This is a genomic window from Vibrio sp. ABG19 (genome assembly GCF_029962385.1).
Lineage (GTDB): Bacteria > Pseudomonadota > Gammaproteobacteria > Enterobacterales > Vibrionaceae > Vibrio > Vibrio ostreae.
In genome coordinates this window covers 167315-178587 of sequence record NZ_CP071708.1, presented here as the reverse complement: position 1 = coordinate 178587, position 11273 = coordinate 167315, and the positions used below count along the sequence as shown (strand labels likewise).

At 43.8% G+C, this 11273-nt stretch carries 9 protein-coding genes; 4 read left to right on the top strand and 5 right to left on the bottom strand.

Translation table 11 applies throughout. The features are described 5' to 3' along the window. The first annotated feature begins 332 nt into the window (after positions 1–332). The 4 genes from J0X00_RS06865 (at position 333) to J0X00_RS06850 (ending at position 6917) form a co-directional block, all read left to right on the top strand. The gene (locus J0X00_RS06865) at positions 333–2174 is read left to right on the top strand and encodes an SIR2 family protein (protein ID WP_282477778.1); all 1842 of its coding nucleotides are present in this window, start codon (positions 333–335) and stop codon (positions 2172–2174) included. Positions 2175–2176: 2 nt separating this feature from the next. Next, positions 2177–2800, top strand: a complete 624-nt coding sequence (locus J0X00_RS06860; RefSeq protein WP_282477777.1) for a hypothetical protein — start codon at positions 2177–2179, stop codon at positions 2798–2800. Further along, positions 2793–4964: an AAA family ATPase gene (locus tag J0X00_RS06855; protein WP_282477776.1), complete on the top strand. Its 2172-nt coding sequence runs from the start codon at positions 2793–2795 to the stop codon at positions 4962–4964. Before J0X00_RS06860 ends, J0X00_RS06855 begins: the two co-directional genes overlap by 8 nt. A 990-nt stretch (positions 4965–5954) precedes the next feature. Next, complete coding sequence (locus J0X00_RS06850; RefSeq protein WP_282477775.1) at positions 5955–6917, top strand: OmpA family protein; 963 nt, start codon at positions 5955–5957, stop codon at positions 6915–6917. A gap of 519 nt (positions 6918–7436) precedes the next feature. Here J0X00_RS06850 and J0X00_RS06845 read toward each other — a convergent pair. The 5 genes from J0X00_RS06845 to J0X00_RS06825 form a co-directional block, all read right to left on the bottom strand. After that, positions 7437–7658 carry a hypothetical protein gene (locus J0X00_RS06845; protein ID WP_136482951.1) on the bottom strand — a complete coding sequence of 74 codons (222 nt, stop codon included), beginning with the start codon at positions 7656–7658 and terminating at the stop codon, positions 7437–7439. A gap of 109 nt (positions 7659–7767) precedes the next feature. Continuing rightward, positions 7768–9426, bottom strand: coding sequence for a pilus assembly protein TadG-related protein (locus tag J0X00_RS06840; protein WP_282477774.1), 1659 nt, complete (start codon positions 9424–9426; stop codon positions 7768–7770). Positions 9427–9428: 2 nt separating this feature from the next. Then, entirely contained in the window at positions 9429–9695 is a 267-nt protein-coding gene (locus J0X00_RS06835; RefSeq protein ID WP_136482955.1) for a DUF3613 domain-containing protein, read from the bottom strand. Next, on the bottom strand, positions 9692–10366 hold the full coding sequence (locus J0X00_RS06830) for a tetratricopeptide repeat protein (protein ID WP_136482957.1): 675 nt from the start codon (positions 10364–10366) through the stop codon (positions 9692–9694). The genes J0X00_RS06835 and J0X00_RS06830 overlap by 4 nt, the downstream gene beginning before the upstream one ends. Beyond that, a complete protein-coding gene (locus J0X00_RS06825) occupies positions 10367–11263 on the bottom strand; it encodes a type II secretion system F family protein (RefSeq protein WP_136482959.1) in 897 nt (298 codons plus the stop codon). It abuts the gene before it with no gap. Positions 11264–11273 lie beyond the last annotated feature (10 nt).

Sequence of the window (11273 nt, the reverse complement as noted above, 5' to 3'; positions counted from 1 at the left end):
TTATTAAGTATGATGCTTTCAAACAAACTTGAAAGTTAGCGTTGTAGGTGAAGCGAGCTAATACGCAGCCACAGCTAAATAGCTTCAACTGATGAGCAAACATTCTCAATATGATCGGAATACTGAGAGTTCAGATACAAGGAAGTCAAATAGCCCATAATCATGCGCCCCTTCTACGTAATTTGTTACTCACAAAACAAGCCACGGCAATGGACACGGCAAACCGCGCCGTTGCGTTATGATTGTTATACGGCGCACCAAGTCCGCCTACGACCAAAAGTGGACAACAAGAATGTTTACTCTGCCCACCCAAATTCGGAGCCCTGTAAGAGATGATTGCAAGGAATGCGTTTAATTACACTGTCGATAGAATATTGAGACGACGCTGTGTGCCTGTTGCTGGTGCTGGTATATCTATGTCAAGTTCTTCGCCAAGCACTGAGAAGGTTCATAATGTCAAATGGATGGTGAATACCCTAAAAAAAGAGTTATTTAAGCTTCGATCGGCTCGATATAAAGCTGAAGATCATGGGACTATATGCAAGTGCTGGTGCTCGCATGAACTCGAAGCTCTTGGTCATAAAATCACTGGTGAAACCTGTAAAGGAGTGTGTTTTTTCTGTGATATTACCAAGGCCGCGAGCGCTAATCAGCTGGGCTGCCTGTCTGAGCTGTATCTGTGGGAGTTTGCTAGCCTCGATGTTGGTTATAAGAGCTTGGTAGAGGTTCTGAAAATTGATCAATATCGAGATCTATGCCCAACGCCTGCTCATTACTACATAGCCAAGTTGTCACGAGAGGGGCTGATTAATGAAGTAATAACCACCAACTACGACTGCAACTTTGAAAAGGCCTATGTTGAATTGAGCGGTGCAAGTAATTCAGATGTAATTTCCTGTCTTGACGATTACCGTAAAAAAGGCGCTGAGATTGGAGATGTCAATGTCAATCGTCTAAAGGTCTTTAAGGTAAATGGTTGTGCTGAGAGACTTGTTGATACTGATTTTAAAAAGAGATACGAATCGATACTTCTCACTGAGCGACAGCTCCAAAAATGGCGGAACAGACAATGGGCTGCTGATGTTTTTAGAGATCGACTTAGAAGTAAATCACTGATTTTTGTGGGTTTTGGTAGCGACGAGCCACAAGTGCATCACACTCTTCAGACGGTTTTGGACGAGTATACAGATGAACTTGAAGATAATGACAAAGAGGTTTTGGAAACACATTCTGCACCAATAGTTGCAGTTTTTGACGCTTACCCAACTTTTCACCAGCAGCAAATCGTCAATACCTACGCCTTGCACCACAAGAAACATCCGCAGGGCGGCGATAAGTTAATTATTCGACATCCTGATAGAGAACAGAACTTAACAGCAGATGAACTCTGGAAAAGTATTTATGAGCGAGTAGCAAGAACTTTAATTGTTGAAGCCTTAAAAACCAGTATTCAGTCAATGAATGCAAGCTTTACTTCTGTCTTACCATTTTCCGAAGTCATTCTTCATCAAGTTATATCAACACTCGAAGGTACATTCTTAGACGATTCCGACTACTGCACTGCGACACCTACGTGGCTAGACTCTATTTCTGGTGTTATCAGTGCCGGCAGCGCCGATCAGGAAGCATATTCTGCATTAGCTGCTAGTTTATCTAAGCTCAATGGTAGACAAGCGAAAGAGTATGATCCTATAAATGAAAACAAAGCTCTTATGTCTGAGCTTGTAACATTGCTGTTTTTATTTGAAGGTCTCATTTCTCCAATTTCGGAACAAGATCTGGAAGGTGGCATTGCGTTATCATTCAAACATTCTGAGGCGAGAGTCACTGGCGATAAGCTTCTTTATCTTAATGCAGATCCCTCATTTGTCTCTTCCGGGGATGAAGTAAATGTTCCGATAGGTAATAACCATCTGGCTCTCGCTCTAGGGCAGGCCGGTGCTCATATTCGTCCAAGCCTGCGTAGGGTTATTAATAAAGATACGGCGGCAGGTTCTATCACTCCAAAGATAATAGTGACTTTGGGGTGGCAACATATTTTTCACCAAAAGCCTTATGATGGGAATAAAGACACTGTCGCAGAAACGCTCTTAGATGCAGTTGACTCTCCCACAAACTACTTTTATGCCAACCAGCCGAGTATCAAGCGGCGAACCTACTTACGAGAAGCTTAAGAATGGAATCATTATTGGAGATTAGTTTTGCAGACTGTGAGCCAGCAAGAAGAGATATCTATCCTGTGTCTGTCCATTGCCACTCCGCTTGTAATCTGGTGGTTTGGCGCTCTGATTCGGAACCAAGTGAAGAGGAAATGAGTGAGCTAAAGAAATATGTTGCCCGCCTGATGGATCGCCTCACAGACCTGATGCATGACTACCAGAAGTTTGCGCCTTTAGTTGCTCTTATTGATATGCATAAGAAATCCGATTCTTGGTTACAGCTTATGGGTGATCAAGATTGGCACCGGGGACGTTTTGTTCTTCAAGCCGTAAGATCATTTGAAGGAAAATCAGTAGAAGATGCAAAGAAGCGTTGGTTAGGGGAGCTGGCCTCAAGTGAATATACTCCTAGGAGAATAACAGCCCAAGATTTTTCTTCTGTACTTTCTGAAGCTGTTAAAAACGCTAAACCTCCCAGAGGCGTTGAGCCGCAGCTATTTACTCGATTTACGGATATTTTAAAGGTTTCTGTGGATACTGGTGAAAATGATAGCGTTGCTCAAAGCTGGCAGGATGAACTTGTTAAGGACATCAATGACCTATTAGGTAAACCAGTTTTGGAGGTAACTTCTCTTGGGTAACAATATCGATACTATTCAGTCTATAAGACTGGAAAATTTCAAAGGCTACCGAGCTTCAGAAGATGGGGGCCCCAAAGAGCTTGATTTTACGATAGCAGGTCAGCCTGCCGACCTTATTTTGGTGACGGGTAAAAACGGGGTAGGTAAAACTTCTTTGTTAGAAGCAATGGACTGGGTACTTAATCAGTCTAACGTTGGTGCAGGTGGTTTTATAACCACTAAGGAGAGCAAGGGTGCGGTATCTATAAATGGCAAGAGGTTTGAGCTTAACGGTAAGGCTAAAACTGACCATAAGAAACTCAGTACAGTAGCCTCATTTTTTTATCAAGAAAATATTGCTGGGCTTGCATGTGACGAAATCATTCAACTATTAGAGCCTGAAAACAAGCCGGGCGAAGAGATTAAGCGGAGCTTGAAGGCGTTACAAGCAAAGTTAGAAGACTGGCAGCGCCAGCTACATACGCTGAAGTATAGAAAAAACTATGACGAAGAAAGAAAAACTCTCGCTGGAAAAGTTAATGAGCTTGTCGATAAGCTCCCTCACGATCTGCCGTTTCGTCAGTTGTTAGTCGATAGTACGTTGACCTTAAAGAATGGCAACCTACAAAATAAATGGGATTCTCAAATCCGCAACCTTTCTAGCTCCATCGGAAACTTCAGTAACTTGGCTGAACCGATAGGATCACAACTTCCTGACCAGTTGAGCCATATTGGGCATAGTTTGTTGGAGTATCGAGGCCGTCAGGTCGATTTTTCTGAGAAAGGAAATGAACCACCTGCCTTTACCAAAGAATTCTTATCTACTATTCAGTCTTTACCAGCAAACTTGTTCATAAAAAAGTGGTCAGAAGATACTATCTTGGCCCCCTCTGAACTCGAGAATACTTTATTCGTAGGCTCAGATACTGACATTTACGCTGATACAGTAGATGAACTGGAGAAACAACGAATTGAGTTAACCTACGAATACCAAAGGCTTAATAAGTTACAAGCGCAGCTGCAAGGAGACGGCAGCTCGCTCCTAACTTGGATTGATGGCTTTACTGACAATGTTAGTAGCTGGTTAGAGGCTTGGGACGAGCATCCTGATATTTCAGATGTTATTGATTTGAAACAGGGGTTACAGGTTCAATTGGAAAAATTGTCGACATTGACGACTGCACGTTCTGTTGAAATCAGAGGGAAGATAGAGACGGTTACCTTAAGAGGGCAAGCTGTTACCGCTAGTCTCAATCAGATAAAGCGCTCTCAGGTGGTTGTGAGAGATATAAATGCTCATTCAAATCAGCTTTCACAACTTCTAAATGAACCTAACCTTACTGTTGAGGGGTTAACTGACTATGTTAGTAATTATCTTGAAACGATAAAAACTCCAGTTGCAGAGGGTGCTTCAGTCGTTTCTGAAACCGATATTATTCATAAGCTTGGCAGGGTGTTTACTAACTGGTCAGCTTTAGAGATCCAGAAGGTAGAAGACGAAGCCAACGCCATTGATTGGGATGGTTTAGAGCACGCAGAGAAAATGATCACCGATGCTCTGGCTATAAGTAAACAGGAATCGAGTGCAAGAAGTCAGTTGCTATCAGCTGTTGAGGTAATACCGCAAGCTGAACTTGATCAATTGTTAAAAAACATGAATCAGCTTCTTGCAAGCTTCCATTTTCCCGATGATTTTCTGCCTATCGAGCTTAAAAACGATGGCACTCCGAAAATACCAAAGTGGGGTTTTAAGACGAAGTCTGATGTACCGTTCGACGACCTATCAACAGGTCAAAAATCCCAGCTAGCAATTTGTTGGACAATAAACTTAAACTTGGCCTTATCAGAACAATTAGGCCATAGGGTTATCGGATTTGATGACTTTACTACTTCTCTTGATATGAACCAGCTAATTCCTGCTGCCGTGCTGCTTCGTAAGCTGGCGTACGCCGATGCTAACGATAGTTGGAAAAGACAGGTCATTGTTACCAGTCACCATGAAGATTTGACGAACCGGATGCTTGACTTTTTGCTCCCACCTCAAGGCAAGTCAATGAAAGTAATCCAGTTCGAAGACTGGCTACCTAGATCAGGGCCGGAATTTAAGTGCTATAACGTTGATATGGGTAAGGTGAAAGAAGACGGTCTACAAGATGCGGTTAAGCGTGTTGTTCAAACCACTTAATGTGTTGAAATCACTGTCCTGAATATCCAGTAAACTAGCATATTTAAGGTCTTAGGTTTGGAGAACGAGTAAACACTTTAAACGTCCGCTAATAGCCGGATTTGGACATAGAGATGATGCTCAGTTCACGTATAAAAGTTCCTGCACGCGGATAAATTACTCGCTGCGCTCGCAGTTTGCGGTGAGCGCGGCGTTAAGCCATAGAAAATTTAATCCGAAACTGATGAGTTAGAGTTAAAGCTTTAACTCAGAAATGTCCAGAGGTGTGCTGACGGGCATGTAACACAGATGATGGTTTGTGGTGCTAAAGCTAAAAGCGCCTGTGTAAGCCGCCGATGGACCTATGATCTATTTCGGGCTTAACATGTAGGAAAGTTTCTTACGCTTCATTTGGGTTAAAGTAAAAATTTGCTGACTTATGCTGCAATCTTATGCTGTTATATATTGCAATCTTGACTGTAACCAATTGATCATTGATGTACGATTATGCTGATTTATGTTGCACGTATCACCAATTCAGAAAAGCCGCTCAATGAGCGGCTTTTCGCATTTCTGTGGTTTTAAAACTTTTGTGCTTATTATTGTTAACGCATAATAGCGATGAAATGTATTATTACAAAAAATTCGCGAAATGCGATCCACTTGCGTAAGTATTATACGCCTTCCTCATTCAAGAGCGTTTCCAATGTGACTGGTTAAAAATATCATGTCACAGCGTTGATTTTTAGAATCAGATAGTTAGTGTTTATTATTTCCCAAGCTATTCTTCTGTATTTTCCGTAATGCTGGTTCAAACCTTGGATACACTTAATCATCGTTAATTTGCATTTTTGATTAGAAAACCTCTTACCTATTAGGCAACTTTTTGAATTGTTTATTATAGTGAATGATGAGGTTTGCGATTTAATGGTCAGTCAGTTGTCAAAAATTCCATTTATAGGTTTCAGTCGCGAGTCCTACGATCACAATAATAAACCGTGAGGAATAGTTATGAAAAAGTTAACAGCAATGGTATCCGCGTCCATGTTAGTCGCATCAACGGCGACCATGGCAGATCTGTATGTTGGCGCTAAAGTCGGTAAAACCTGGCTTGATGACGCGTGTCATAATACGGAATCCTGTGACTTGGATGGTACGACGGCAGGAGCTTTACTCGGTTATAACCTCACCGATTGGCTGGCACTGGAGGGGGGGTACGACTATTTGGGGAAATTTAATGGCGCGGGTATTTATCGTGACACCGCAGAAGCATTCACCATTGCGCCCAAATTGAGCGTTGGCCTGACAGACGCGCTCGATCTGTACGGTAAAGTTGGTGGTGCACGGGTATTCTACGGGAATTCTTCGGATTACTCATACTTAGGTGCTGCGGGTCTGGAATATGCAGCAACCAGCAATCTTGGTGTTCGTCTTGAGTATCAATACCTGAGTGATATCAATAATGATGTTGTACGTGCTAAAGCGCACACAACCACGCTAGGCCTGGTTTACCGTTTCGGGGGCAGTGCAGAGCCTGCTCCAGTTATGGCACCTGTGAAGCCAGCTCCCGCAGCAAAACCTGCACCTGAGCCACAAATTGTGACCAAAACCTTTGAGTTCCAGCGTCTGGATAGTAAGACTTTCGCTAATGACAGCGCAGAGCTGAGTGCTGACAAAAAAGCGCAACTCAATGATTTGGTCATATTCATGAAAGAGCACCCGCAGGCGAAAGTAGAAGTAACAGGCCATACTGACTCAAGTGGTCCTGAGGCCTATAACCAGAAGCTGTCTGAGAAACGAGCTCAGGCTGTGGCCGCGGTACTGGAAGAAAAAGGCATTGCAGCTTATCGTATCAAAGCGACTGGTCAGGGGGAAAGCAGCCCGGTTGCTTCGAACAAAACGGCAGAAGGTCGTGAGCAAAACCGCCGCGTAGAAATAGTAATTCCGGCATTTAAATACCAAGTGCAACAATAAAAACTTTTAATCAAATAGATATAGATTTGAAATATCAAAAGGATATATTGATTGGCAGTCAATATATCCTTTGCTTTCTGGTCTGATACTTAATTTCATATTTTGTAAAATTAATTGATATAGAAATTGGATGGGTTAGAAATATTAGCGTGATTAAGTATTGGTGTGACATTTCTTTAACCTGGTGATTTTTGTTAACAGCAGGCACTAAAAAGAGCGGATTATAACGCCAAATCTTTGGGAAGAAACCAAGTGCTTATGTCTGGCGCGTTATCTATTTTGCCAGGTAAGTAATAAATACCTATGTGGGAATAAATCCAGCACACTGTCATTCTCACAGGAGGTTAGGATGAATTGTCGTCACCTCGACAGCTTAAAGAAAGTTCGGCGTAGATTTTGGCACACAATATTCGGTGTAAAAGAAAGTTATTTGTGCCAGACGTGTGGCAAAAGAATTATGATGCGTTAATCATACAATTAGCAATATATTGTTATTGGCCCCATGTTACATAGATCTACCTATTTTATCGATAACGTTAACTCCATCGCTTTCAGTAATGCCAGATAAATTTTTTCAGCTTCCTTATGCTTAATCACTGAGCCTTGCAGCGATAACACGACTTCGCCTTGAACTTTAAAGCGATAGAACTGGCCATCATATTCAAATATGGGGATGAGTGTTTCTTGCAAACACTGACTTTCACTTAATCTTTTTACACTATGAATCATATTGTTATCCATTCTACTATCCAACTTGACTTGCTGCTGCGTGGTAGTTTTGAATCATTCAAATGATTGACCGTAATACTAAGGGTGATAGCCGTAGCTCACACTTCACGCATGGCTAAATTCAAAGAATCAAACCATGTGAGGATGCCTGGATGGAATCTACCCATAAGTCTGCGCCTCCGACTTGCACGCCAAGTGTATTTAAGATCGGAATTAAAATGCTAGAAATAATATCGGATAATAATGGATTAAGAACAGCTTCCAATCTGGAGGTAATAGAATTTAAAGTTAACGTATCTACTGTACTGTTACCCAATACAACGCCAACCCCCACATCAATATCAAAATTTTGATTTACAGAAATTTGTTCGGGATAATCACTCGGTGTTGGTATCGGGATCGTGTATGAAGTTAATTCAGGATTGGTGTTGAAGATGTTAACTTCAGCTTGTAATCCTAAGCTTATAGGAAAGCCCAAGAAAGTAAGCCCGGCGGTAATTGCGACAGGCTGAACGGTCACTTCAACTAGCGGGCTTTCAGCTTTCACTTCTCCCAACATTTCTTCTTGTGTTCGAGTCACGCTTGTTAGTGTAGCATTTGCCTTAGCTGCGGAAACATTGAAGACAATGGGGTCGATTTTGAGTGTTAATCCCAGAATAGGATTATCTAAAATATTTAGCAGTGAATCTAAAACGCTATTCTGCCCATCTTGTAACAATGAAACAGTGAGACCTAGTTCAAGCTGAGAGGTTGTTGCGGTTGGTTCGTGGCCTTCAACTACCGGTAGTGTTGCAACCGTGTACTGCGGCGGTTCGATGATCTGGGTTTTCACTGTTACATCGGTAATGCCCGGGACACCAAGAGAAAGAGCGGGAATATTAACAAAATGGTCTTTATTGGCAGCAAATATAGTGGTTTTAATTAAATCCAGTGCACGGAGCGATGTCTCCAGTGCCGCGCCTTGAGTTCCATTTTCACTTAGTGTGAATACATCCCCCAGGACAATGTCAGGAATACTTTCGACCAGAGCAAGTTGGTTGATAATGAGGTTCAGTCCATCCGGAAACTGATCGCCGTTGTCCAGGACATTGAGGTAAGTTTCAAGCACGGACAGAAGAGATATGTTGGTTTCGAGTACTTCCTGCGGTGAGCCTAAACCGAGATCAAGTGCCAGTGCGTCAAGGACACTGCCCAGTTTTAATGAGGTGTTCGCTAAGCCTTCATAACTGGCTACGCCTAAATTGAGGCTGGTGCCTAGCAGTCCGCCCAGCAATCCATTCAAGATCCCTCTGTCTGTTGAGTTGAGGGTTTTACTGCCAATGCCAAAACTGATGATACCTGCTTTCTGGACTGCAGCTTCTGCCATCAGGGTGATTTCATTGTCGTTGAATAACCCGCCGGCAATCATACTTTGGGGAACCGTTTTGGTGACCACAACTTTAGATGCCGGGTAGCCATTAGCGACCGCGGCAGTGCTGGTGTCGATGACCCAGCGATTGTTTTGAATGGTGGCATACCCATTCTGAACGGTCAGGCTGTCCACCTGATCCTTATATTTGTCCGAGAGCATCGTGGTCAGGTTTGAGGCACCTTCAGACTGAATAAAGTAAGGGTTGTTGAGCCCGATTTCCGAGGCGGCAAGATCAGCGATAGACTGCAGTTGCTGACGCTGAAAAGCCAGGCGTGCGGTATCAATAGCGACGGAAGTAAAGATAACCAAACTGAGTAAGGCAGCCGCAAGCCACAAAGTGATGGCGCCTGACTGATCGCGTTTCGCCATGATTATTCTCCGAAATCGTTCTTAATGAATTTTTCCGGAATCGCGTGCGAAAACGATTTTTCAGCACGTTGCTGGGTCGCCTTCGCCGCTTCGGGCGTTAGTGTATCTTTATGGCTGGTTGCGAGCATATTTTGCCGCTGGATTTGCAGCCAGATCCGCGTCTGCTGGCCTGTCACTTCTTCACCTTTCTGTGGTTTGGCCGGTAATGTCTGTGCAACCGTTGCGGATGCGTACGTGATTACGCTAACTAAAAGAAAAAGTGCTTTCATTGTTCCGTCTCCTCGCGACTTAATGGATTAAAACTACGCAGGGCAGTGACTAACTCCCGATTTTCTTTATATCCCCAGCCGTATCGCTTGATGAGGCTTTGCGCGCCTTTACGATCATTGTCGCGTGATAAAGCCAGCCATAAGTTTTTGGCCGAACGGTGATTGTTTGGGTTGAGCTCTAACGCGGTTAAAAACTCTCTTTTTGCCGCGTCTGTGTCGTCATTAAGTAGTAAGAAGAAGCCGTAATCGTTGCGGATCGCCGAGTTATCGGGCTCCACATCGACGGCCAGTCGCAGCCACTTGCCGGCCTGTTGGTAGTTTTGCCGGTATGCGGAAATCAAACCGAGCCCATGTGCTGCCTCACCTTTCAAGCAGGTATCCAACAAGCGATCATATACTTTACTGGCCTCGTCCCATTGGCTCGTTTTCAGCAAAGCTTTGGCCTGCAAAGCGGACTGGCTGACGGATGTCGTCTCCATTTTCTTTAGCATCGCCAAAGTGGAATAGTATTGCTGTTTAGAAAAAGCTTGTTGGGCCATCGACAGCTTCATCCCCTGCGATTGAGATAACTTTTCGTTACACGCACCTGGCGATTGAGTATATTCAACGGGTTGTTGGCTGGATGAGCAGCCTGCCAATATCAAAGGAATCAAAACCAATAAAGACTTCATTTAACCTCCAAAGGCTGCCATCAGCGCCAGGGCTGCCGGACCACCGAGAACAATAAACAGAGCGGGAAACATCAGCGCCATCATGGCAATGGATATTTTTCCGGATAATTTGGTCACTTTTTCCTGCAATTCGACCCGTTTGTGCTGATATATCAACTCCGCCAGGGATTGGAACGATTCCTTTAAACCACCGCCGGTTGCTGCTGCTTGCGATAACATGGTCAGAAAGTCCTGGAATCCACTGGATAAGGTGAGTTGCGCCATATCATTAAACACGATCTCGCGGTTTTGACCTGCGTCGATGCGAGCCACGATAAGCTCTATATCCTTATTGACCTCAGGGGTCAGTTCTTTCGCTTCTTGGAGGTAAGCTTTGAGCAGGCCTTCCAACGAGAGGCCAACCTGCCAGAGAATGGCCATCATATGCACCGTGGTCAGCATTTCTTCATCAATTCGTCGCGCTCGTCTTCGTGCCTGAATTTTGAACCAGTAGAGCGACAGTAACGCGCCTAGCGCCATGAATAAGGCATAAAACAGGAAGGTGCGCTGCATGGTTGAGGAAAAGAGGTACTGTTGGCCGGTAAAAATTAAAAACAGCCCGGACCAGATGATGAACATCTTGAATAGACACAACACTTGCTGCCGCCCACTGATATACCCGGCCTGACGCATGGCAAGCACAATGTCGGACAGAGATTTTTGATGATCTTGTTTGGATTTTCGCCACCATTGCAGCGAATATTGCATCAATGGCTCGCGCACAGATTGTGTCTTTGGTGTCACTGCCATCGATTCGTCAGATTCAAGCAGTAACTTCTCCTGGCGAATGGCGATCAAGTGGCAAATCCCTGCGCAAAGCGTTAACACCACTGACAGTACAAAATAGGTCTGAGTCATGGCTCTGTTC